Origin of the sequence: Fischerella sp. JS2, assembly GCF_032393985.1 — a bacterium.
Lineage (GTDB): Bacteria > Cyanobacteriota > Cyanobacteriia > Cyanobacteriales > Nostocaceae > Fischerella.
Genome location: NZ_CP135918.1, coordinates 1,955,851 through 1,979,757, shown reverse-complemented (window position 1 = coordinate 1,979,757; position 23,907 = coordinate 1,955,851). Strand labels below are relative to the sequence as shown.

Here is a 23,907-nt window from a genome sequence, read left to right as displayed (position 1 = left end):
ATTATGTAAATCGACTTAATAAAAATCTATAATAAATCGAGAATGCAGCAGAGGCAAAATGCAAGGGTTAAATGAGCTGATTCCCCGTTTGCAAGTTAGAAATATTACCAAGTCTTACTCTGGTTTTTTCGCAAATAGGCAGGTGAATTTGACAATTCAACCGGGTGAGATTCATGCTTTGTTAGGAGAAAATGGGGCGGGTAAGAGTACCCTGATGAAAATTATCTATGGGGTAGTACGTCCTGATCGTGGTGAAATTTTTTGGCAAGGAAAACAAGTTGATATCACTAACCCAGCAAAAGCGCGATCGCTAGGGATTGGTATGGTGTTTCAGCACTTTTGTTTGTTTGAAACTTTAACAATAACAGAAAATATTGCCTTGGCACTTCCTCCTAACGAAAAATGGGATTTAGCGCGAGTTAACCGCAAAATTCGCCTTTTATCTCAAGAATACGGTTTAGATATCAACCCAGCTTTCCCAGTTTATACATTATCTGTAGGTGAAAAGCAGCGAGTAGAAATCATTCGTTGTCTGTGTGTTGCTACTAAATTACTGATTTTAGATGAACCCACGGCGGTGTTAACTCCCCAGGAAACAGAAAAGCTATTCCTGACGTTGCGGCAAATTGCTGCTGGTGGTTGCAGTATTTTATTTAGCAGCCACAAGTTAGAAGAAGTGCGATCGCTATGCACTCATGCAACAATATTGCGGAATGGCGAGGTAATAGCAGAATGTAACCCCCAAGCAGAGACAATCGACAGTTTGGCAAGGATGATGGTTGGCGGGGATGAGGAGACTGAGGGACAAGGAGGACAAGGGGGACAAGGGGGACAAGGAGGACAAGGAGGACAAGGAGGACAAGGAGGACAAGGAGGACAAGAGAATATTACACTCCCCCACCTCCCCACCTCCCCACTGTCCCTAATCCCCACCTCCCCATTTCCCTATCTGCTTGCAAGTCCGCGATTTGTGTTTGGAATCAAAGCATCATTTGGGAATATCCTTACAGCACATTAATTTGGATGTTCGCAGTGGGGAAATAATTGGGATTGCGGGAGTAGCAGGTAATGGACAGAGGGAACTTTTAGCAGCTTTGAGTGGTGAAGTCATCTGTCCCAAGGCAGACATGGTTCTGTTGGGAGAAATGCCTATTGGTGATTGTGATGTGCCTAAGCGGCGGCGTCTGGGTTTGGCATATGTCCCAGAAGAACGTTTGGGAGTGGGTGTTGTACCAAATATGAGTCTGTTGGAAAATGCTTTGTTGACAGGTTACTCTCAAGGGTTATTGCGAAACGGGATGATTCGGCAGCGCAAGTTAAAAGCTTGGACTAGTAGAATTTGCGACGCCTTTAATGTCAAACAAGCGGGGTTAAATTCTTTTGCTGCTAGTTTATCGGGTGGCAATCTGCAAAAGTTTATTATTGGACGAGAGATTCAGCAAAACCCGACTATCTTGATTGCAGCACATCCGAGTTGGGGTGTGGATATAAATGCAACTGCAACTATTTATCAAGCTTTTATGGAAATGCGAGATATAGGCGCAGGATTACTGGTGGTTTCCGAGGATTTAGATGAGTTGTTGACATTGTGCGATCGCATTGGCGTCATCTACAAAGGACAACTTTCTCCCTTTGTGCCAAATGCAGATATCAGTCGCGATCAAATTGGTCGTTGGATGGGAGGAGTTGGTTTTGTTTGACTTCAAATTAGAACCCCGTGAACAACCCGCAAAAATTTGGTTAGTTTTATCACCTCTACTAGCGTTACTAGGAACAGTAATTGTAGGATTTTTTCTGTTTCGTTTGTTGGGTAAATCTCCGATTACTGCATTCACTACTTTATTTATTTCGCCTTTAAGTAGTTTGTATGGAATCACAGAAATAGCAGTCAAAGCAGCACCAATTATCTTGATTGCTGTTGGTTTAGCTGTATGTTTTCAAGCCCAAGTTTGGAATATTGGTGCCGAGGGACAGTTTACTCTGGGGGCAATTTTTGCTAGTGCCGTAGCCTTAGTATTTGCCAATATCAATAACTACATTTTACTCTTACTTTGTTTACTAGCTGGAATAGTAGGTGGTGCAATCTGGGCTAGCATCCCGGCTATTTTAAAAGTGAAGTTTCATACTAATGAAATTCTCACTAGTTTAATGTTGAATTATGTGGCAGTTTCTCTTTTAAACTATTTAGTCCGAGGAATTTTACAAGACCCCCAAGGATATAATTTCCCTGAATCTGCACCCTTTAGTGAATTCGCCAGCTTACCATCATTGATTACCGGGACACGGTTACATTTGGGTGTAATTTTTGCCCTCATGGCGACATTGTTAATTTGGGGAATGCTGCAACAAACATTTTTTGGTTTTAGTGTGCGGGTAATTGGTGCAAGTCCTAGTGCAGCAAATTATGCTGGGATTAAAAGCGATCGCATTATTTGGCTAAGTTTACTTATCAGTGGAGGTTTAGCAGGTTTAGCTGGTGCGTGTGAAGTTCTCGGTCCCATTGGACAATTACGCCCTTTCATTTCTCCTGGTTATGGTTATGCTGCTATCCTAGCTGCATTTGTTGGTCGTTTACACCCTTTGGGAATTATTTTATCTAGTTTGCTGATGGCACTGTTTTATGTAGGCAGTGAATTATTACAGATAAAATTAGGACTGCCCTTAGCTTTAGCAGGAGTTTTTCAAGGCATTGTATTTTTCTTTCTTTTAGCAGGTGATTTATTGATTTATAAGCGGATAGTCAAAAGTCAATAGGCAAGGGTCAAGAGTCAATGGTCAATAGTCATTAACTACTAACTACTAACTACTAACCACTAACCACTAATGTACAGACGCGAGGAACATCGCGTCTCTACCCACTAACCACTAACTACTAACCAATAACAAATGATTTTTACTAACATTCTCAACGATACTTTACGTGCAGCTACACCTTTGATTTTAGCCGCATTGGGCGAATTAGTGGCAGAAAAATCGGGTGTTTTAAACCTTGGTGTAGAAGGAATGATGCTGGTTGGGGCTGCTAGCGGTTTTATTGTTGCTTCTGTTACAGATAATATCTATTTAGGGTTACTGATCGCCCTAGTTGCAGGCATAGCGATCGCTTTTATTCATGCTGTGCTAACAATTACTATAAGCACTAATCAAGTAGCAACAGGTTTAGCCCTTAGCATTTTTGGTTCTGGACTCAGTGCTTTTATTGGTGCAGATTATGTTGGGCAAATAATTACTGGTTTGCAACCTTTCAGCATTCCAATTTTAGAATCCATACCCGTGATTGGGAAAGCTTTTTTTCAGCAAGATATCTTAGTATATCTCTCAATTATTTTAGTATTTTTGGTCGCTTGGTTTTTGCAAAAAACGCGCTCAGGACTGATATTGCGGAGTGTAGGTGAATCAACCACAGCAGCCCATGCTTTGGGTTTACCTATAAATAGAGTACGTTATTTAGCAGTTCTGTTTGGTGGGGCGATGGCGGGGTTAGCAGGGGCCTATCTTTCCCTAGTGTATACACCTTTTTGGGCAGAGAACATGACTGCCGGGCGGGGATGGATTGCGATCGCTTTAGTTGTGTTTGCAACTTGGAAACCAATGAGAATTTTGTTGGGTGCTTATTTATTTGGTGGAGTCAGCGCTATTCAGTTAATTTTGCAAGGACTAGGAGTAGATATTTCCCCTTATCTTTTATCTTCCTTGCCCTACCTTGCAACTATCTTAGTGCTAACGATCATCTCACGGGATGCCACCCGTATCCAATTAGTAGCACCTGCATCACTGGGAAAACCATTGCAAAAATTATGAGTTATGAATTATAAATTATGAAATTCATGTTTGATGTGGATTTTTGTGGTGAAAAAATTATGTTTTATAAAGGCGAACACCGATGCACACAGATGAACATAGATGACCAGAGATTAATTTTTTCTTACTAATTTTTATGCAGCCCCCATCTTTTCAACCAATTACCCAACGTCCAGTTTTCACATTACCTAATCATGCCAGAGTAGCTGTATGGGTAGTAATGAATGTCGAACATTTCACCTTTGGTAAGCTAGGAACAGCAATTCAACCCCATTTAAATAGTTATCCAGAAATTGCTAACTATGGTTGGCGAGACTATGGCAATCGTGTCGGTATTTGGCGGTTATTTGATTTATTTGCTGAGTTAGAAATTCCTGTGACTGCGGCAGTTAACGGCGAAATTTGTACACTTTATCCTGAAATTATCGCAGCTATGCAGAAATATAGCTGGGAAATCATGGCGCATGGTATTAATAATTCCACTGGTCATAGTGGGATGGATAGAGATACAGAAATAGAGATAATTGATCTAACTTTAACCTTACTAGAACAAGCCACAGGTAAAAGTCCCAAAGGATGGTTAACACCAGGTTTTTCCATCACAGAATCAACTTTTGAATTATTGTATTCCGCTGGAATTATTTACACAGCCGACTGGGTAAATGATGACCAACCATATTGGTATCCATTACCCAACGGTCGCTTACTAGCAATTCCTTACACCATCGAAGCAAATGATATTACTTTATGTTTAAGTAACCGCTTTTCTGGGGTAGAATTTGCCCAAGCCATAGAAGATCAATTTGAAGAACTTTGGCAAGAAGGAGAAACACAAGGACGAGTCATGGCCATTGGCTTGCATCCATTTATCGTTGGTCAACCATTGCGATTAAAGTATTTGAAACAGTGCTTAACACATATAAAAAATACACCTAATACCTGGCTAACAACAGGCGAAGAAATTTATAACTTAATGAATCAAAATACAAATTAATCTGTGTTCATCTGTGTGCATCTGTGTTCGTCAAAAGATAAAATCTAACTATAGCTAACAATACTTATGACACCTTCGCAAACTCAAATCTTAAAAATCCCCGTCATCAACGCTAACTCTGAAAACATCAAACCCTACGGACATCTTTTAGGAGATGACGTCAGTAAACCAGGTTTAGGAATTCCTTTTTATCAAGGTAGAGTCATTGAAGGCGAAAATATTGACTTTACCTATCGCGGAACAGCAACTTTTAGAACCGCGAAAATAATGCCAGGTTATCCTTCAATTCTCTGGCTAGAACGCCATATGCACATGACCCAATTGTTTATTGGTTTAGGACAAGCACCATTTATTATGGTAATGGCACCACCTAACGATAATCAAGGTAAAAATTTACCGGATTTAACTCAAGTCAAAGCCCTAAAATTTCCTCCTGGACATGCACTTTTACTACACTTAGGTACTTGGCATGATTTCCCTATTGCTTGTGACAAACCCGTTGTCCTTCTCACCGCCAACTCTGATGAAGTTGTCACAGCATTGAGTCAAATGCAAGAACCAGGTGAAATGAATCAAGGCGATATTTATAAAATTTCTCTACCACAAAGATTAGGTTGTGAAATTCAATTAGATGTTTAAATTTTTTCAAATCGCAAAGGGACGCAAAGGTTTAACGCAGAGTAACGCAAAGAAATATTACTCTGTGTTCCTCCGTGCTTTCCTCTGCGATACTCTGTGTTTAAAAAATATTTAATAATGGATTTGCCAAATATTGAAACTTATTTACGTCCCAAAAATTTGCAAACTATCAATAATTGGGATAAAGATTGGGCTTGGTTAGCGGGTGGAACATGGCTATTTTCAGAACCACAACCGCAGTTGCGGGTGTTGGTAGATATGCAATTTTTGGATTGGTCAGAAATTAAAATTCAAGAAGAAAATTTACTCATTGGTGCAACTTGTCCACTCATAAAAATATTACAGTATTCTTGGCAATCAGAATGGACTGCCATTGCAGGATTAAAAAGTGCCATTTCTGTCCTAGCCGCATCATTAAAAGTTATTAATATGGCAACAGTAGGAGGTAACTTATGCTTAGCCTTATCTGTCGGAACCCTCGCACCAATCATGATAGCATTAGGTGCAAAATATGAAATTTGGAATTTACAAGGAGAGGCGCGTCTAGTAGCCGCAGAGGATTTTCAAATAGGTTCTCGTCAGACAATCTTGCAACCATCTGAAGTATTGAGACGAGTTTTGATTCCTATAGAAACTTTAAAATGGCGAGTGAATTACCAGCGTTTTGGTATTGCAGCAACAGATCCAGCTTTAGCAATTGTAGTCAGTGCCTATAACCCTGAAAATTTACAATTTAAGTGTGTAATTGGTGCAAGTGTACCTGCACCGAAATTATTGGATTGTCATCATATAAATATAAACTATTCGCCCTTTCTAAAGAATATAGAATTTATCAATAACCCTAAAGCCAGCGCAACTTATCGTCGTGAAATCACACAAACTTTAATCAAGCGATCGCTTCACCAATTACAACTAACAAATACACACGCATAACCCATCTGTATCCATCTGTGTGCATCTGTGTTCGACATTCAAAAATAATCTTTTTCACCAACCACAATTCCTATGAAACATAAAACATGCAACAATCATTCAACTTCCAAATTAACAACCAAAATCTAACAGTTACTTGCCATCCCGGAACTAGCCTTTTAACTCTATTACGACAACTTGGTTGCTTTAGTGTTCATCGAGTTTGCGATAGTGGTGATTGTGGTGCTTGTACAGTTTGGGTAAATGACATACCAATTCATAGTTGCATTTATCCAGCGATGCGCATAGCCAATCAATCAGTCACAACCATAGAAGGTTTGTCAAAAAATGGTGAACTTGCACCAATCCAACAAGCCTTTTTGCAAGAACAAGGGTTTCAATGCGGTTTCTGCACTCCGGGTATGATTATGAGTGCAGCGAAGTTACCTGTTGCATCACCAGAAGAATTGCGTTTGGCACTGAAAGGTAATCTTTGTCGCTGTACTGGGTATCAGGCGATTCTTGATAGTATTAATCAATTTCGACCACAGATGCACACAGATACACACAGATGTGATGTGGTTGCAGATTCATCGATTGCGATTGGAAAAAATATTCCTAAACAAGACGGTACAGCAATTGTCATCGGTAAAGCATCCTATACAGCTGATTTTGTACCACCCGGCTTACTCCATCTGAAAGTATTGCGATCGCCTCATCCTCACGCCCGCATCCGCAAGATTAATACCGCCGCAGCTAAAACACTCTCTGGCGTTGTTGCGGTTTTCACCCATACAGATGTTCCCAGGATACCCTATACCACTGCTGGACACGCCGAACCAGTCCCCGATCCTCTCGATCATTATTTATTAGACCATAAGGTACGATTTGTAGGCGATCGCATTGCTGTTGTGGTTGCGGAGTCGGTAGCTATAGCTGAACAAGCCTGTGATTTGATTGAAGTTGATTACGAAATTTTACCCCACGTCATCGACCCGGTTTCAGCCATGAATGGTGGTATTGTCATTCATGATGAACCAGAATCATCACAAATTCCTGATCGCGATCGCAATATTGCTGGACAAATATTTCTGGAATCTGGTGATGTTGAACAGGGTTTTGCAGAAGCAGATTTTATATTAGAAAATACATATAATTTGCCAGCAGTACAACATGTACATCTAGAACCCCATATCACAATTACTTGGTTAGAAGCAGACGGAACATTAGTTGTTCGTTCGAGTACTCAAGTTCCATTTCATTGCCAACGTTTGCTTTCCCAAATATTCAATTTTCCGCTAGATAAAATCCGCGTTTATAAAGCCCAAATCGGTGGTGGATTTGGTAACAAACAAGAGATTTTATCAGAAGATATTTGCGCTTTTGCTACTTTCCTCACAGGCAAACCTGTACAATGGGAATTTACCAGAAAAGAAGAATTTACTGCTACCAATAGTCGCCACGCAATGACAATTCGTATCAAAAGTGGAGTGAAAAAAGATGGCACATTTGTGGCACAGGAGATGGAAGTAATTGCTAACACTGGTGCTTATGGCAATCATGGACAAACGGTAGTATTTTTATCAGGTTATATTCCTTTAGGTTTGTATCGTTGCCCAAATAAAAGATTTCGAGGATTTGCTGTTTATACAAATACCATGCCAGCAGGTGCATTTCGCGGTTATGGGGTAACTCAAGGCACTTTTGCGATGGAAAGTCAAGTTGATGAAATAGCGGAAAAACTCAAGATTGATCCTGTAGAGTTACGGCAAAAAAATATTATTTGTCCAGGTGATGTGATTAATTTAGGCAGGTCATCAGCAGACCATTTTAATTTAATTGGTAGCTATGCTGTTGATGAATGTTTTGCCAAAGTTGTGCAGTCCCTTGGTTATATTCCTGGTACGCGGCCAATAGTAAATGGTTCTCGGCGGCGCGGGGTGGGATTTGCTGTTTCGATGCAAGGTAGTGGTTTATCAAAAATCCACGTTGCGAGTGTGAAGTTATCGTTGTTAGCTGATGGTAAGTATGAGTTAAGAACAGGTGCAGTGGATGTGGGGACTGGTTCTGATACGACGCTGCGACAAATTGCGGCCCAGGTGTTGGGTGTGGGTGTGAGTGAGATTAGTATTATTTCTGGGGATACAAAAGAAACGCCTTTTGATGCTGGTTCTTATGCGTCGGCGACGTTGTATATTTCTGGGCAAGCTGTGAAATTGGCGGCCGAGAGGTTGAGAAGTGGCCAACAAGAAAGGAGTGTACAGGTAAGTTATGCGGCGGATGAATCAACTTTAACTTTTGCTGTGCAGGGTGCGGAGGTGGAAGTTGATGTGGAGACGGGGAAGATTGAGGTTTTGAGGTGTGTGCAGGCGATTGATTTAGGTAAAGCTATTAATCCTAGAATTTGTGAGGGACAAGCAACGGGTGGGATTGCGATGGGAATTGGTTATGCATTGATGGAAGAGTTGCTGTTTGATCAAGAAGGTAGGATTGTGAATCCAACGCTACGGGATTATCGCATTCCCACTGCTGCTGATGTGCCACCTATGGAAATATTTTTAATCGAAAAAGCCGACCCCTACGGGCCTTTTGGTGCGAAGGGAGTGGGAGAAATTACTACTAACTGTACAGCAGCGGCGATCGCTAATGCGGTTGCTCATGCAACGGGTGTAAGGTTGCGTCAATTACCAATGCTACCCGAACGAGTTTGGCAAGCGATCGCTTCCCATTAGTCAATCTGGACTAGCTGGATATCAAATATCAGTTCTTGTCCTGCTAGGGGGTGGTTAGCATCAAGAGTGATCTGAGAGTCTGAAACCTCTGTAACAACTACGGGTATGGCTTGACCATTACTCTGAGAAATTTGTAACATTTGACCCACCTCTACAGATACATCTGTGGGGATGCGTTCTTTGTCAACTACCATAACCAATTCTGGGCGATAAGGGCCGTAGGCTTCATCTGCTGGAATATTTGTCCTTTTGGATTCTCCTGGAGTCATGCCAACTACAGCCTGTTCAAACCCGGGAATAACTAATCCTTCACCAATCGAAAACTGCAAGGGTTCTCGCTCAACAGAAGTGTCAAATACTGTGCCATCATCTAGCTTACCTGTATAGTGAACTTTCACAGTATCACCTAGTTTCGCTTGTCCCATTTTCGTCTCCTTCAAAATTTTAGTTCACTACACCTACCCACCCTAGTACTTCTACGAGCAAATGTATCCCGATTTTGTTATTTATTAAGATTTCAAGTTTGTGAGAGACAAGATCCCCAACTTCTTTGAGAAGTCGGGGATCTGAGCTTTGCGATTCTCACAAATTTTTCACTGCAATTTTCCTTACATAGTCAAAGATTGTGGATTAGTCTCAATCAGCTTCGCTAAATCTTGCAAGAACGCCGCAGCATGAGCGCCATAAATCATCCGGTGGTCGCTAGTCATGTTTACCTGCATTTGTTGCTTAACGCCAAACATACCATCGGTGGTAGCAACGACTTGGGGGCGGGATGCACCGATCGCTAATATTGAACCCTGTCCGGGTGGTAAAATTGCATCAAACCTATCGACACCAAACATCCCTAAGTTAGACAATGTAAATGTGCCAGTGCTGTATTCTTCTGGTTGTAGCTTTTTAACTCTTGCCCTTTCTACCAAAGACTTCCAAGCACGAGATAAAGAATAGATATCCATCTGATCAGCGTTCTGCAATACTGGTGTAATCAATCCACCATCATCCATCGCTACGGCAACGGCTACATTGATACTAGCAGGATAAACAACACCTTGATCTGAGTAATTGGCATTAATCAGTGGGTGTTTTTGCAGTGTCACCGCTACGGCTTTCGCTAGTAGGGCGGTCATTGTCACACCCTTAGATTTAATTTGTTTATATAATTTGTCCAAGGCATCAGTGGTGATTGTATAACCTACATGGATCACAGGCACTGATAAGCTAGCGACCATATTCCGGGCCACAGCACTTTGTAAGGTATTCAAAGGCACTACTTGACCGGGAACTGCGGCAACTGCTGGCGTGGGAGTTGGTGCTGGTTTTGTCGGTGCGGTTGCAACTGGAGTCACAACTGATGGTGGGGTGATAGGAACAGCGCTAGCAGGTGGCTGACTAGTTTTGCCGATCGCTGCTTCCACATCTTCAGCCACAATACGACCGTAAGGACCACTACCAGAAATGTTACTCAAATCAACTTTGAGTTCTTTAGCTAATTTACGGGCGCGGGGTGAAGCTACAACCCTTCCAGAGCGATGGTTAGAGCCGTTTTGAGTCGCCAAGGCAGGTGTGAAGGCAGCGGCTGTATCTGCGGTTTTTGCAGGAGCGGTGGTAGCAGTAGTTTCCTGTTTTGCAGTATCAGCGCCTTGAGCTTGAGATTTGGCTGTTTCAATTTCGGCTTCAGTTTCTGCCAACAGCGCGATCGCAGCTCCCACTGGTGCAGTTTCACCAGCTTGCACAATGATGTGAGCAAGGTATCCTTCATAAAAGGATTCCACATCCATATCTGCCTTATCCGACTCGACAACCACCACAGTTTCGCCTTTTTCCACTTTATCCCCGGGCGATTTTACCCAGGAGACAATTTTTCCTTCGGTCATAGTGGAACTAAGTGCAGGCATGAATACTTCGTAAATGCTCATAAGGGGGTTTGGCGAATCGATAAATTTATAGACTTTAACAAAATTAATGCCAGATCGAATTGTATCTTGACGACCGACGCGAGGAACTATTCTATTACCCAGTGGTCTATTAATTTGTATTTCTTATCATGGCTGCTTACATCAGAATAATTACTCAAAAGTAAGAGGAACTTGAGTAATCTCTCAATCTACAATGCAAAAGTGATAAATAAACAGTTTGAAAGTGCTTTTTGAGTTTTTATGTCGGCAAAGTTGAAAATTTTGGTAATTCTGGTACTAAGTATCTTTGCCACTGCTCTTGCTGGAGTATATTTAACTAATCGCCAGCAATATGCTCTGACTGCCAATAGCACCAGATCACAGCAGCACTCTTCTGCGGTAGCCTCGGCTCAAGAGATTGTTACCAATCCAGAACGGGCTAATTACAAAACAGTACCTTTAGACAGTATTAAGTCTGTTCTCCAAGGTACTGATCCTGCTGCTTTGGCTCTTGATGCTTTTGACTTTAACCAACTAGAGCAAGGAACACGTAAGGTAGAGGTATATTACCCACACCCCAATCAGGCGTTAGTCACCATCATCCAAACTAACCAAGGAAAGAAAACAGCTAACGCTGTCAAATACCGAGTTGAACTGACAAGCTTTGGGCGATCGCTACTGGCGAGTTCACCCCCTCTGTGGCAAATTGTTTGGGCTGGTTCCCAAGAGAAGTGTTTTTCCAACCAAGATCAGCAAAATTTGATTAAGGTCATTTGCCAGTAGATGTTTAGAAGGCAGAGGGCAGAATGGAAGAGGATTTGAGGGATTTGACTTGTTTATTCCATTCATAGCGCTTCGCGATCGCCACCAGTGGGGCTGCTCTCAACGAAGAGGAGTAAGGAGAGACTAAGTGTGGTGTGAGGAGTCTACATTGATTCAGCTATCAGTTATCAGTTACCAGTTGTCAGGTTTGTTTGCTTACTGTCACTGATCACTGTTAACTGACCTAGCATCGAGTTTATACATCGCCACGAATTTCTTCTACAACACCATCACGCAGCACAACTTCGACCTGCATTTTGCTAATTAAATTATCCCCTGGTTCGACGCGGAAAAAACCTTCCATCTGAAATTGATTGACTTCTTGGTCTAACTCTAAAAGCTGCACTTGCTGGAGGTTTTGCAGACTTTGATTTTTTTGCTCTAGCAGTTCACTTTTCTTTTGATTGACCTGGTATTGAATACTCTCAATTTGTTGGAGGGTTTGGGGACCAGGCGGTTGCAGATTTTGTTTTTGTACTTCTGCGATCGCCCGTTGTCCTTGGATGTCCAACTGTTGCAATTGCTGGTCAATTTGATTGATTTGCGCTTGCAGTTGCTGCTGCACTTCCTCTTTCCACAAGGGAGTGACAATGGCTTTAATGTTGACGACACGCTTTAAAAGCAGTTGAGGTTTGGAGACATCCATAAAAGAGTTCACGTTTGTTGATAGTTTGCAGTGGACTTATGAGGCAAACATGCCGTTAATAATATCGTGATAGTGTTGCATCACGACATGTCGCTTAATTTTCAGTGTTTGGGTCATCATGCCATTTTCAATCGAAAATGGCTCGAGAATTAGCTTGAACGGGCCAATGCGGTCATCTGGTCGATAGCCTGGACGATTTTGCACTTCCCGATTCAGTTCTTGCCGAAATAAATCCTGGATTATTTTACTCTCCAGGTTAATTTTTTGACTCGTAGCCGCAGTAACATTTTCATCCTCTATACATAGTTGGAGATTCCCAGAAGCTGCCCATTTTTCTAAGGCTTCTAAATTCGGAACAATTAAAGCACCCAGAGATTTACGGTCTTGCCCAACCAACATAATCTGATCTATGTAGGGCGATCGTAAACAAGCATCCTCTATCGGTTGTGGTTCGATATTTTCCCCATTCGTTAATACAATCGTATCTTTTGCCCGTCCGGTCAGAATTAAGTCATTTTGTGGTGTTACCCAACCCAAGTCACCGCTATCAAACCAACCTTCTGAATCAATTGCTTTAGCTGTGGCTTCGGGATTTTGGTAGTAACCTTGCATAATTTGCGGCCCCCGCAGCAACACTAACCCCCGTTCTCCTGTTGGTAGCTCTTTTTTAGTCTCTGGATCAACTATTTTAGTTTCTGTACCTGGGATTGGTTGCCCAGATGCACCGCGTAAGTTTCGCCAGTAACGCCGTGCGTGGGTAACGGGGGCAGTTTCTGTCAAGCCATAACCCACCAAAATTTCGACACCAAGAATTTCAAAAAAGTTATCTACATGCTTGGGAAGCGCACCACCGCCGCTAATCATCTGCTTGACTCTACCACCAGTTGCTTCCCTGACTTTGCTATAAACTAGTTTTTCCCCTAAAGCATACAAAGGTGATAAAGCGGCAACTTGTAGACTAGCTGTTAAGCGATCGCCCATACTCGGATTGAGATTTTCTAAATTCAAACCCGTCAAAGTCCGGCGCGCTTTAATATATTTCTCACCTATCTCAAAAAAGAAGTTAATCAAGCGTTGCCGAGAAGCTGGTTGTTCACGAAACTGTTTTTGCGCTCCTTCATAAATAGATTCTAAAAGGCGTGGTACAGCTACCATGTAATGAGGTTTATATTCTTTCAAATCTCGTTTGATCGAGCGGAGGTTGGTATAAACCTGAGTACAGCCTTGAGAAAGTAGAAAATATTCACAACTACGTTCATAGCTGTGCCAGGTAGGGAGAATACTCAAAACTGTATCTCCAGGACGGGGTTGCACGACAACCGGGATAGCTACGATTTGGTGCATCAAATTACGATGAGTCAGCATCACACCCTTCGGTTTTCCTGTAGTACCCGATGTATAAATTAGCGTAGCCAAATCATTAAGGTTGTGTTTGACTGGTTGCAACGAATGCTGAGCGCCAATTTCCATCAACTGGCTAAATGTATACAGCTTCAGAGTTTCAGCTTCTGGTAATGCTTCGTTACTGAGTACAATCACAAATTGAATGGGCAAATCATTCAAGCTATTACATAGTTTTTTGAGTGTTTTTAAATCTTCCACTACTAGCGCTGTGCTGCCACTGTTAGCCACAATGAAAAGTAATTCTTCTTTTTCAGCTTGGGAACTACGCACCGCATCCACCGCCCCCGCAGTCATAATTCCCTGATCGGCAATCAACCAACGCGGACTGTTATCGGCAATTAGGAAAATGCGATCGCCTGCTTGTACACCTAAAGCCTGTAAGCCAGCTGCAAATTGTTGAATTTGTTGACATAGCTCAGTATAAGTTAACACTACTTCAGGTTTAGCATGAGGATCGCGGAGGGCAACAATATTACCAAATTTTTGTGCCACTAAAGGCCAAATTTCTGGTAGCGACTCCACGCCAGAATAATCAGCCAAATCCTTAATTGCTTCACGTTCTTGGGCAGTGATATTAGCAAGAAAAGTATTTTCTACAAAAGTTTTTGACATAACACTATAGCCTAAGTAATCAATAGTTTATTTTTCCAGCTTATGCTGCAATCAGGATAAAATACTCAATTTGAATAGACACTATTTATTTTGTCTAAAAAGATTTTGAGGATTTAATGTACATATATATAAAAATCTATAGTATGATTAAAGTGTATAAACAAAAAGCAATACCAACTTTAGTTATTAGTTGGTTTAAATGATTTGTTTGATTAACTAAAAACAGTAGACACCTATTATCCAAGACCAATTAAAAGGGAAAAGGTGATTACCTATGGATCGCATGGATATTACATTGCTGACTTTAATTAGTACAATTGCTTGCCTGACATTTCCCAAGCTTTTAAGTATCATGACTGATCCAAAAATCAAACCCACTAAACTATTGCAGAAAGTTTCTACTCCAAGAAACACCCAACAAGAAATTACTAGCTTTCCTTTTTGTACGTCATATGCATTAACAGGTAGCCCATCATGTAAATTTAGTCCTCGTTTTTGTGCTAGGTGTTCCCCAAATTAATGTTGCAGTTGAGTATCAAAATAGATGCTTTTTAGTAAATATTTCAGGGGCATTCATTCTTACTATAGTCACCAAAATCATAAAGCTTGTTGGTTCTTTTTTTTAATGAATTATCTAAAATCTATACTAATTATTGAAATTCATCTATAAGTGAAGAGGTATTTATATTTGTTTACTTTAATACTTAACATTAACGAATTACGCATCTTTAAATTATTAAACCAGCCCTTTCAAGTGAACTCAAAAAATCTCTTTTTTCTCCCTGCAATCTCTGCGTCTGGAGTGGTTTAAAAGTAATTAAATTAACTGCAGAGGAACAGAGAATACAGAGGCAAGAAGTTAAAAAGAGATTTTGGGACTAAAATTTTTATCCATCTAGAAAAGGCTGGTATATTAAACTTTAATATTGCTTTTTCTTTAAGTTCGTGAAATACTAAAAGCAACGGCCACTTCGAATTTACACTATTTCATCGGCTTTTACAATCCCCCTAAATAGAGTTAATATCTAAACAAAACTTAAAATTAAAAAGAGCTTATACAAACTAGAAGAAATTCCAAACTATCTGCTCTATCAATTTTAGAAGTTTAGTTTCAAAATAGAGTACATAGATACAGATCAAAAAAAGGGGGATTATCTATGCGTTTAATGGATGGTTTATTTTTAACTTTGATTAGTACCGTGATTTGCCTTGCCTTCCCCAAGCTTTTATCTATGGTTTTAGCAGTAAAAAATAAACCAACTGCATCATTGCCAACAGTGACAAGAACACAGGAGATTAACACAGAAGTGGCGAGTTCTTTGTAATTAGCTCAAAATAAACACAGAGGCGCAGAGGAAAACGCACCAGTTCCCAGAGTCTTGGTATAGATACTAAACTACCCAATAATCCCAAGTCCTGCTAATTGATTACGAAATGAAGCTAAATCATTGAGAGAGAGGTTTTTCCCATTACCAATTACCGACCCCAACGAATAATATTAAGTGTTCAAGCTAACATCATATTATTCAATCTTGTGTTTAGTGTCTTCGTGCCTTAGTGGTTAATTATCTCTACTCTATAGAACTAGATTTTGTGACTCTTTTGACGCCACTGACTTCTAACTAAACGAATCTCTTCAAAGCTATAACTATCGCCAAGATATTCTTTAATTGGGGTAAGGGCAATATCTCCAAGAATTTCTAATACTTGCAATATTTTTTGCTGCTTTTCTGGTGGTACTAAGTGATTTATGTCTATAGGTTGGTTTTTCTCAATTAAATCGCAGAGGTGGCTAAAAATAGTTGTTGGACGTAGGTTACGTTTTTCGGCAATTTCGGAAACGCTTAAGCCTTGTTGATATAAGAGCAAAGTTTGCAATGCTGTAGCAGAAACTGAAGTGAGAGAAGATGTAGGATTGAGTTTTGGTTGTTGAGAATTATGTTCTTGACAATAAGCGCGGATTTCAGCGATAAATTTATCACCATATTGACTGAGTTTATGGCTACCTACCCCGGAAAGTTGGCTAAATGCGTCCCTGGTTTGGGGTTTAACTTGAGCCATTAATTTGAGAGTTGAATCGGCGAAGATTACATAAGGTGGAACAGATTGTTCATCTGCAAGTTGTTTGCGTAGCGATCGCAACTTCTGCAATAACATTTCTGCTTCTACAGTTTTAGCGTTATCCTCGTTCCAAGTAAGCTTTTGGGTGACGGTGACAGGAATAGAAACGGTGCGCTGTCGCCGCATGACTTCCCAACTTAAGGCATTGAGTTTTAAAACAGCGTAACCATCGGTGCTTTGTTCTAGTAAACCTTGATGTAACAAGGAACGTCCTAGCATCCGCCATTCTTCCACACTTTTATCTTTACCGATACCATAGGTGGATAGTTTCTCGTGTTCGTATTGAGCAATTTTTTGGGTTTTTGCTCCTCGTAGAATATCTATGATATGGCTCATGCCAAATTTTTCTTTGCAACGGGCGACACAAGATAAAAATTTCATTGCTTCCAGTGTCCAATCTTGCACTGGTTTAGGATAGCGACAGTTATCACAATTATCACAATTCCCTGGAAAACGTTCGCCAAAGTAACTAAGTTGAATTGTGCGGCGACAGTCTGTACCTTCGGCGTAATCTATCATTTGCCGTAGTTGTTGCTTGGCAATTAACTGTTCTTGTGATTCGCTTTTTTGATTGATGAGAAATTCGATGATTTTGACATCAGCGTAGCTGAAAAAAAGTGTACAACGCGAGGCTTCTCCATCTCTACCTGCCCGACCTGATTCTTGATAGTAACTTTCTAAATTACGGGGTATATCAAAGTGAATTACAAATCGCACATCTGGTTTATTGATACCCATACCAAAGGCAATTGTTGCTACCATAATTCGCACATCATCGCGAATAAAGCGAGTTTGATTTTGAGTCCGTTCTTCGTCTGTTAAACCAGCGTGGTAGGGGAGGGCAGATACTTTATCATGTTGGAGTTTAAAGGTGATTTCGTCAACTTTTTTGCGAGTTAAACAGTAAATAATTCCTGAACCTTCACAATCGCGGATCAGTTCTCGGAGTTCGGCGTAAGCATTCTTTTTTTTGGGACGAACTTCGTAGTAAAGATTTTGGCGGTTGAAGCTGGCGATGTGGATACTGGGGTCTTTTAATCCTAATTGTTGGATGATATCATTACGGACACGATCAGTAGCGGTGGCTGTAAATGCCCAAGTTGGAACGTCGGTGTAACGTTTTCGCAGTAAGATTAACTGGCGGTATTCTGGACGGAAGTCGTGTCCCCACTCAGAAACGCAGTGCGCTTCATCAATAGCAAAGGCGGAAATACCAACTTGATGATGGATTAGATCTAAAAATGGTAGAAATCTATCACTGATCAGGCGTTCTGGGGCAACGTAGAGTAATTTAACCTTACCTTGGAGAATGTATTGTTCACGCGATCGCGTCTGGTAAGAGTTCAGACTGCTATTGAGGAATGTAGCTGCTACACCGTTTTTTCGCAGTGCTTCTACTTGATCTTGCATCAAAGCAATTAATGGTGATACTACTACTGTCACACCTTTTTTAATAAGTGCTGGTAGTTGAAAGCACAGCGACTTACCGCCGCCTGTAGGCATAATAATCAGTAAATCCCGATTAGAAAGCGCATTTTCGATAATTTCTCTTTGTCCGGGACGAAAGTTATCATAACCGAAGTGATATTTTAGCGCTTTTTCTAATTGAGGATACTGAGACATAGCGATCGCTTTTTTAGGCTTTCTGCGTAGGTAGTGATGAAGATATCAGAATTTTAACAATCCCCTGGCTGGAAGTTGCAATCATCATGGGAAACAGTAGCCATAATATAGGTAGTTGAAGCAAAAACCGATGACTACAGACATACATTTCCACGCTAGGGTCAATAACGACATTAGTTGCGACTGGAAACATCTGCTGTACGTGAACGTCTGCTGACTAAGGCGCATCTATAGAAGTCAGTTCACTATGGAGATATTGGCTTACACTCAGTTATGTTGCAGAGTTTATCTCTGTAATTTATGCCAGCCTTCTCCAAAAAAGGGATAAGATTTGGGTAAGATAAAGGAGCTATCTAAATCTGTATGGCAGATACGGAGAGCTTTTCAAATCCAAGGGAGATATCTCAATGCTGACTTTAAAAATCGTTGTATATATTGTTGTTGCCTTCTTTATCACTCTGTTTGTGTTTGGATTTTTGTCAAACGATCCTGCTCGTAACCCTGGTCGTCGGGACTTCGAGTAAGATAAAGGTCTAATTATCCGTTACTGCCATAAGGCAAAAAACACTAGACGCTCTTAAGGCGGCTTGCTAAAAGTTAAACAGAAAGTGAAAGTCGGAAGGTAAAAAGTTAAGTTAGTCCTTCCGGCTCTTAATTTTGGCTATTTGTTTGCTAGATTGTGCTGAAACATGCTTCATTCCGTTCTGCCGCCCGAACCACCTGCCATAGTTGAACCATTATTAGCAGAAAATCTGCCAGTCATAGCTGCAAGCGATCGCCAATTGCATTCAAAAGGAGAACAGGCGAAAGCAGAAAATTTACAGCAACAACCAGTTAATCCGTCACCTCAGCCTGTACCGAATAAGTCATTTATAGCCAAAACACCCACAATCCCTGCACCGGAAAGTTTTCCAGCCGAATTTTCGCCTCTAAACATTACTGAAAACAGTGCGGATCTACTAGGGGAACCCTTATCTATTGGCTACTCACAGCAACAGCCACAGATTACTCAAGACACTAACAACAGCAGTCAAAAACAACAAACCCAACAGCAAATTGTTCAGACAATCAAAAATAGTAAGAACCTATCTCAAAAAAAATCCCAATCATTAGCTGAGCAACTAGTCCAGTCCAAACAGAATCATACCACTGCTAAAAATTCCCAGACTTCTAGCTCAGCACCGCAACCAATCAAAATCAAATTCCATACTGCCAACAAACAATCAACAAATAACAACCAACTATCAACCATAGAATTTAAAACTCGCAACCTCACTAGCCAAACTCCACAACCAGCACCTACACCGACAACGCCAGAAACAAGGAGAGTTGTAGAAGTAATAGCAGACACCCAAGAGTATGACGAACAAAGGCGGGTAGTTACAGCAGAAGGCAATGTGGTTGTGCGTTTTGATGGGGCGGTGGTGGATGCCGATCGCATTCAAGTTAGTTTAGACAATTTAATTGCTGTGGGTGAAGGCAATGTTGCCTTAACCAGAGGCGACCAAGTACTACGTGGGCAGCGATTCACTTATAATTTTGTTCAGGATACTGGAGAATTGTTAGCTGGTCGTGGTGAGATTTTTATACCAACAGCCCAGGAGGATTTTGCGTTTTTGCCCACCGATGTCACAGCAGGCGGAGTACCAGCACGTCCACCCAGCGATCGCATCAGAAGTAATCAACCCTTGACTGGGGTGAGTAGTCCAGGGGGAATTAATTTTGGTATTGGTGGTAGAACTAATGCCAGAAATATAGTCAATCCCGAACAAGGAGGACAGGTGCGGCGCGTCCGCTTTGAGGCTGCACGTATTGATTTTTATCCACGTGGCTGGCAAGCATCAGATGTCAGTATCACCAATGACCCCTTTTCACCCCCAGAATTAGAATTGCGGGCAGATAAAGTCACACTGACGCGAGAGTCCCCTTTGCAAGACCGTGTTCGCACACAGAATCAGCGTTTAGTTTTTGACCAGGGCTTGAGTATACCCATTCCCAAAAATCAGCAGGTGATTGACCGCAGAAAGCGAGATGCCACGCCTGGGTTAGTTTCCTTTGGATTTGATGGTGATCAGCGTGGAGGTGTATTTGTAGAGCGCAGATTTGAACCGATAAATAGAGAAAATGTGAGTTTTAGTATTACACCTCAGTTTCTCGCTCAAAAGGCTGTCCAGGAAGGTGTTGGCAATATTCCCTCACTGTTTGGTTTAAGAACATCCCTTGATGCCACTTTGAGTCCAAGAACAACGGTTGAAGGTTCTGGGACACTAACTAGTTTTGACTTGACCGATATTGAAAATAATTTGAGGGCAAGTTTGCGGTTGCGTCAACAAGTCGGTGATAATCGTAACCCCCACAATGTAACATTGGAATATAGTTATCGCGATCGCCTCTATAATGGTAGTCTTGGTTATCAAACTGTTCAAAGTAGCTTTGGCGGTGTCATTACTTCCCCCATCATCCCTCTGGGGAAAACAGGGTTAAACTTCAGCTACCAAGGAGGGGCTCAATATATCACCGCCAACACTGATCGCGAAGACTTGCTAGAACCAATCCGGGATAATAACCGTGTCTCCCTTGGTCGTCTACAAGCCAGTGCTGCCTTGAATGGAGGTTTTTTACTGTGGCAAGGTAAACCCCTACCACCCACTGCCACTGAAGGTTTACGATACACGCCTAACCCAGTAGTTCCCTACCTACGAGCATTTGGTGGCTTGACTGGCACTACTAGTTATTACACAAATGGCGACAACCAAAGCACATTGATTGGCACAATTGGTTTAGAAGGGCAAATCGGTCATTTTTCTAGGTCTTTTCTAGACTACACTGCTTTTAACATCAGTTACTCCCAAGGTCTTGATAGTGGCGAGTCTCCTTTCTTATTTGACCGTGCTGTTGATACCAGAACCTTGAGTGCCGGGATTACACAGCAAATTTATGGACCATTTACATTTGGTGTTCAAACATCAGTTAATTTAGATACAGGAGAATACACCAGCACCGACTTTATTTTGCAATACAGTCGTCGTACCTACGGAATTACCCTGCGTTACAATCCAGAGCTAGAATTAGGTGGCATTAGTTTCCGCCTTAGCGACTTTAACTGGACTGGTGGCACTAATCCATTTTCTGAAGTTAGGCCTGTTGTGGGTGGCGTGTCTGAGTAATATCAATTTTGGATTTTAGATTGTGGATTTTAGATTGGAAGTCTCTCTTATAAGGGTTGCCAGAGATTAGAACCCCAACTTTTTAAAAAAGTTGGGGTTCTCCCAGCCCATTAAAATCAATGTGGTCAATTACTAGTAGTCATCTTTTAATATTTGAAAACACTCAAAATCTATAGATAATTTGTATAAAAGAAAAAGTGCTACATAGATATATATTAATGCAATAGAAAATTTTTGATTGTAAAAATTGAAACTATAAATTTTCTGTTGCAGCTAACTACCCTCAATTTCTGAATGTCTTTGTAATTAAAACAAAAATACTAAATAAATAGCTATTTATGGAGGCTATAATTACGATATTAATCAAGTAAAAATACTGAAAAAAAAGCATTTTACCAATATATATTAGTAACAATAGGTTCAAATCTAGCTATTACGAACATGCAATAAAATTTTTTAAGATCCTCTCAAAGTTAGTTTCTTAAAAAAGCTTTTTTTTGTAAAAATTAATAGAGTTATCGCCCTATCATGGGTATGTCAATTGCGTTTAGGTAAAGCTGATGCTCTTCGGCAAAGTTCTCCGGAATCGCTACAAAATCCTTAAAAAGTTGGGAAGCGGCGGATTTGGTGATACCTTTCTTGCTGAAGATATGGATTTGCCTGGTAATCCCAAGTGTGTTGTGAAGCATCTTCAAACTCGCAACCCTAATCCAGAAATCTTGCAGATTGCCAAGAGGCTATTCAACCAAGAAGCAGAAGTTTTGTACCGTTTAGGCAAACATCATGAGCAAATTCCTGAACTTTTAGCCCATTTTGAAGAAAATGGGGAATTTTATTTGGTACAGGAATTTATTGATGGACACGATTTAACTACAGAAATCATTCCTGGTAAACAGCTTAGTGAAGCTCAAGTCCTAAAACTCCTACAGGAAATACTAGATGTTTTGGCGGTTGTCCATGAACATGGTGTGATCCACCGAGATATAAAATTGCAAAATATTATGCGTCGTCAAGACGGCAAAATCGTCTTGATTGACTTTGGTTCTGTTAAGGAAATTAAAAGCTTGGCAACCAACACAGAAGGAGAAGTCAACTCTACCATTGTCATTGGCACACCCGGCTACATCCCAAACGAACAAGCTAATGGTAAACCAAGACTGTCCAGCGACGTCTATGCAGTGGGAATGATAGGAATTCAAGCTTTAACAGGTGTACAACCACGTAAGCTACCCACTGATCCGGCGGATGGAGAAGTAGTTTGGCGTAACCTAGTCAATATCAGCAATGAGTTAGCGAATATTTTAACCAAAATGGTGCGCTGTAACTTTAAAGAGCGGTATCAAACGGCAGCCGACGCATTGCAAGCGCTTCAGGCACCATCGTCACCACCATCAACAATACAACAAGTACCCCCACCGCCAGCCAAAACACCATATCGTTCATCATCTCGTGCATCGCATACTCAAGGATTTCCAACCTTGGGGTTATTTAGTTTGATTGGGGTTGGATTTGGTCTAGTCATTTTTGGTAAAAGTTTTCTGCCATTCAACTTACAGGAAAATCAACCAACCAAAACCACCAATCCAGCAGCAGAAAATACCAAGAACCAGCCACAAGCTTCACCATCGGTACCAAAAAATAAACGTAGCAAAAACTTTTTTACCACTCCACCAACAATTTCACCGTCAATATTCACACCGCAGCGTGATTCTAATAAGCCTGCAACACCAGCGCCGTCTCCCTCTCCCAGCAAGAACGATACAAAACCATCTCAACCTGTTGTCAAGGAAGAAATTAAGCTATTTCCACCACCTCCAACAGAAAGGGAATTCCCACTACCTCCACCTGCAATAAAGGAGGAAATTCAACCATCTACACCGCCACCGCCACCGACAACCGAAAGTGAGTCCCAACCATCTCCATCTCCAATAGAGGAAATTCAACCATCTACACCGCCACCGCCACCGACAACCGAAAGTGAGTCCCAACCATCCCCACCTCCAATAGAGGAGGAAATTCAACCATCTACACCGCCGACAACAGAAAATGAAGTCCCAGCATCCCCATCTCCAACACAGAGCAATCCACAGCCTACTACACCGACCACTGAGGAATCAAATCAGCAAATGATGGTTGTACCGACTACGCCAGTGACAAAGGAACCAACTCAGCAAATGACGGTTACACCCACTACACCGACCACTGAGGAATCAAATCAGCAAATGATGGTTGTACCGACTACACCAGTGACAAAGGAACCAACTCAGCAAATGATGGTTACACCTACTACACCCGCCACTGAGGAAGCAACTCAGCAGAATACAGTTGTCCCTAGTACACAAGTGACCGAACAACCAACTAAGGAAAAAATAATTCTACCTACTACACAAGTGACCGAACAGCCAACTGAGGAAATGATGGTTGTACCTGCTACACCTACAGCAGGGGGATAGTAATACGTTTCACCATAACTCTGATATATCGGGCGACAATCAAGAATTTTGTGAAATGGTATAACATCAAAATTAATCACCAT

Annotated in this window: 18 protein-coding genes; 13 read left to right on the top strand and 5 right to left on the bottom strand. The window is 41.3% G+C overall.

What is annotated here, in order from left to right:
• Positions 1-58: 58 nt before the first annotated feature.
• From RS893_RS08240 to RS893_RS08205, 8 genes are all read left to right on the top strand, one after another.
• Positions 59-1,018: an ATP-binding cassette domain-containing protein gene (locus RS893_RS08240; RefSeq protein WP_315790715.1), complete on the top strand. Its 960-nt coding sequence runs from the start codon at positions 59-61 to the stop codon at positions 1,016-1,018.
• Entirely contained in the window at positions 975-1,700 is a 726-nt protein-coding gene (locus RS893_RS08235) for an ATP-binding cassette domain-containing protein (protein WP_315790714.1), read from the top strand. The genes RS893_RS08240 and RS893_RS08235 overlap by 44 nt, the downstream gene beginning before the upstream one ends.
• Positions 1,693-2,754, top strand: a complete 1,062-nt coding sequence (locus RS893_RS08230) for an ABC transporter permease (RefSeq protein ID WP_315790713.1) — start codon at positions 1,693-1,695, stop codon at positions 2,752-2,754. Before RS893_RS08235 ends, RS893_RS08230 begins: the two co-directional genes overlap by 8 nt.
• A 132-nt stretch (positions 2,755-2,886) precedes the next feature.
• Positions 2,887-3,801: an ABC transporter permease gene (locus RS893_RS08225; protein ID WP_315790712.1), complete on the top strand. Its 915-nt coding sequence runs from the start codon at positions 2,887-2,889 to the stop codon at positions 3,799-3,801.
• A gap of 136 nt (positions 3,802-3,937) precedes the next feature.
• On the top strand, positions 3,938-4,795 hold the full coding sequence (locus RS893_RS08220; RefSeq protein ID WP_315790711.1) for a polysaccharide deacetylase family protein: 858 nt from the start codon (positions 3,938-3,940) through the stop codon (positions 4,793-4,795).
• Positions 4,796-4,861: 66 nt separating this feature from the next.
• On the top strand, positions 4,862-5,434 hold the full coding sequence (locus RS893_RS08215; RefSeq protein WP_315790709.1) for an ureidoglycolate lyase: 573 nt from the start codon (positions 4,862-4,864) through the stop codon (positions 5,432-5,434).
• A gap of 117 nt (positions 5,435-5,551) precedes the next feature.
• A complete protein-coding gene (locus RS893_RS08210) occupies positions 5,552-6,367 on the top strand; it encodes an FAD binding domain-containing protein (RefSeq protein ID WP_315790708.1) in 816 nt (271 codons plus the stop codon).
• Between the two features lie 86 nt (positions 6,368-6,453).
• The gene (locus RS893_RS08205; protein WP_315790707.1) at positions 6,454-9,078 is read left to right on the top strand and encodes a molybdopterin-dependent oxidoreductase; all 2,625 of its coding nucleotides are present in this window, start codon (positions 6,454-6,456) and stop codon (positions 9,076-9,078) included.
• On the opposite strand, the gene RS893_RS08200 is transcribed toward RS893_RS08205, so the two are convergent.
• Positions 9,075-9,503, bottom strand: coding sequence for a peptidylprolyl isomerase (locus RS893_RS08200; protein WP_315790706.1), 429 nt, complete (start codon positions 9,501-9,503; stop codon positions 9,075-9,077). The two genes, RS893_RS08205 and RS893_RS08200, sit on opposite strands and share 4 nt — an antisense overlap.
• Before the next feature lie 183 nt (positions 9,504-9,686).
• On the bottom strand, positions 9,687-10,997 hold the full coding sequence (locus tag RS893_RS08195; RefSeq protein WP_315790705.1) for a dihydrolipoamide acetyltransferase family protein: 1,311 nt from the start codon (positions 10,995-10,997) through the stop codon (positions 9,687-9,689).
• A gap of 240 nt (positions 10,998-11,237) precedes the next feature.
• On the opposite strand from RS893_RS08195, the gene RS893_RS08190 reads away from it, so the two are divergent.
• Positions 11,238-11,759 (top strand): hypothetical protein, encoded by a 522-nt coding sequence (locus tag RS893_RS08190; RefSeq protein WP_315790704.1) that lies wholly within the window; start codon positions 11,238-11,240, stop codon positions 11,757-11,759.
• Between the two features lie 235 nt (positions 11,760-11,994).
• Here RS893_RS08190 and RS893_RS08185 read toward each other — a convergent pair whose 3' ends face one another.
• Together RS893_RS08185 and RS893_RS08180 are read right to left on the bottom strand one after the other, a co-directional pair.
• On the bottom strand, positions 11,995-12,444 hold the full coding sequence (locus RS893_RS08185; RefSeq protein ID WP_016869321.1) for a YlqD family protein: 450 nt from the start codon (positions 12,442-12,444) through the stop codon (positions 11,995-11,997).
• Positions 12,445-12,480: 36 nt separating this feature from the next.
• Positions 12,481-14,460: a long-chain fatty acid--CoA ligase gene (locus tag RS893_RS08180; protein ID WP_315790703.1), complete on the bottom strand. Its 1,980-nt coding sequence runs from the start codon at positions 14,458-14,460 to the stop codon at positions 12,481-12,483.
• A 1,157-nt stretch (positions 14,461-15,617) separates the two neighbouring features.
• On the opposite strand from RS893_RS08180, the gene RS893_RS08175 reads away from it, so the two are divergent.
• Positions 15,618-15,785 (top strand): hypothetical protein, encoded by a 168-nt coding sequence (locus RS893_RS08175; RefSeq protein ID WP_315790701.1) that lies wholly within the window; start codon positions 15,618-15,620, stop codon positions 15,783-15,785.
• Positions 15,786-16,044: 259 nt separating this feature from the next.
• Here RS893_RS08175 and recQ read toward each other — a convergent pair whose 3' ends face one another.
• On the bottom strand, positions 16,045-18,204 hold the full coding sequence (recQ, locus tag RS893_RS08170) for a DNA helicase RecQ (RefSeq protein WP_315790700.1): 2,160 nt from the start codon (positions 18,202-18,204) through the stop codon (positions 16,045-16,047).
• A gap of 407 nt (positions 18,205-18,611) precedes the next feature.
• Here recQ and RS893_RS08165 point away from each other — a divergent pair, with 407 nt between their 5' ends.
• From RS893_RS08165 to RS893_RS08155, 3 genes are all read left to right on the top strand, one after another.
• Complete coding sequence (locus RS893_RS08165; RefSeq protein ID WP_009458972.1) at positions 18,612-18,728, top strand: photosystem II reaction center protein I; 117 nt, start codon at positions 18,612-18,614, stop codon at positions 18,726-18,728.
• A gap of 165 nt (positions 18,729-18,893) precedes the next feature.
• Positions 18,894-21,371, top strand: coding sequence for a DUF3769 domain-containing protein (locus tag RS893_RS08160; protein ID WP_315790699.1), 2,478 nt, complete (start codon positions 18,894-18,896; stop codon positions 21,369-21,371).
• Positions 21,372-21,931: 560 nt separating this feature from the next.
• Positions 21,932-23,824, top strand: coding sequence for a protein kinase domain-containing protein (locus RS893_RS08155; RefSeq protein WP_315790698.1), 1,893 nt, complete (start codon positions 21,932-21,934; stop codon positions 23,822-23,824).
• The last annotated feature ends 83 nt before the right edge of the window (positions 23,825-23,907 follow it).

Excerpts from the sequence above, each read along its gene's own strand:
- RS893_RS08240 (WP_315790715.1), top strand. The coding sequence starts at position 59 with ATGCAAGGGTTAAATGAGCTGATTCCCCGTTTGCAAGTTAGAAATATT.
- RS893_RS08225 (WP_315790712.1), top strand. The coding sequence starts at position 2,887 with ATGATTTTTACTAACATTCTCAACGATACTTTACGTGCAGCTACACCT.
- RS893_RS08220 (WP_315790711.1), top strand. The coding sequence starts at position 3,938 with ATGCAGCCCCCATCTTTTCAACCAATTACCCAACGTCCAGTTTTCACA.
- RS893_RS08215 (WP_315790709.1), top strand. The coding sequence starts at position 4,862 with ATGACACCTTCGCAAACTCAAATCTTAAAAATCCCCGTCATCAACGCT.
- RS893_RS08210 (WP_315790708.1), top strand. The coding sequence starts at position 5,552 with ATGGATTTGCCAAATATTGAAACTTATTTACGTCCCAAAAATTTGCAA.
- RS893_RS08205 (WP_315790707.1), top strand. The coding sequence starts at position 6,454 with ATGCAACAATCATTCAACTTCCAAATTAACAACCAAAATCTAACAGTT.
- RS893_RS08200 (WP_315790706.1), bottom strand. The coding sequence starts at position 9,503 with ATGGGACAAGCGAAACTAGGTGATACTGTGAAAGTTCACTATACAGGT.
- RS893_RS08195 (WP_315790705.1), bottom strand. The coding sequence starts at position 10,997 with ATGAGCATTTACGAAGTATTCATGCCTGCACTTAGTTCCACTATGACC.
- RS893_RS08190 (WP_315790704.1), top strand. The coding sequence starts at position 11,238 with ATGTCGGCAAAGTTGAAAATTTTGGTAATTCTGGTACTAAGTATCTTT.
- RS893_RS08185 (WP_016869321.1), bottom strand. The coding sequence starts at position 12,444 with ATGGATGTCTCCAAACCTCAACTGCTTTTAAAGCGTGTCGTCAACATT.
- RS893_RS08180 (WP_315790703.1), bottom strand. The coding sequence starts at position 14,460 with ATGTCAAAAACTTTTGTAGAAAATACTTTTCTTGCTAATATCACTGCC.
- RS893_RS08175 (WP_315790701.1), top strand. The coding sequence starts at position 15,618 with ATGCGTTTAATGGATGGTTTATTTTTAACTTTGATTAGTACCGTGATT.
- recQ (WP_315790700.1), bottom strand. The coding sequence starts at position 18,204 with ATGTCTCAGTATCCTCAATTAGAAAAAGCGCTAAAATATCACTTCGGT.
- RS893_RS08165 (WP_009458972.1), top strand. The coding sequence starts at position 18,612 with ATGCTGACTTTAAAAATCGTTGTATATATTGTTGTTGCCTTCTTTATC.
- RS893_RS08160 (WP_315790699.1), top strand. The coding sequence starts at position 18,894 with ATGCTTCATTCCGTTCTGCCGCCCGAACCACCTGCCATAGTTGAACCA.
- RS893_RS08155 (WP_315790698.1), top strand. The coding sequence starts at position 21,932 with ATGCTCTTCGGCAAAGTTCTCCGGAATCGCTACAAAATCCTTAAAAAG.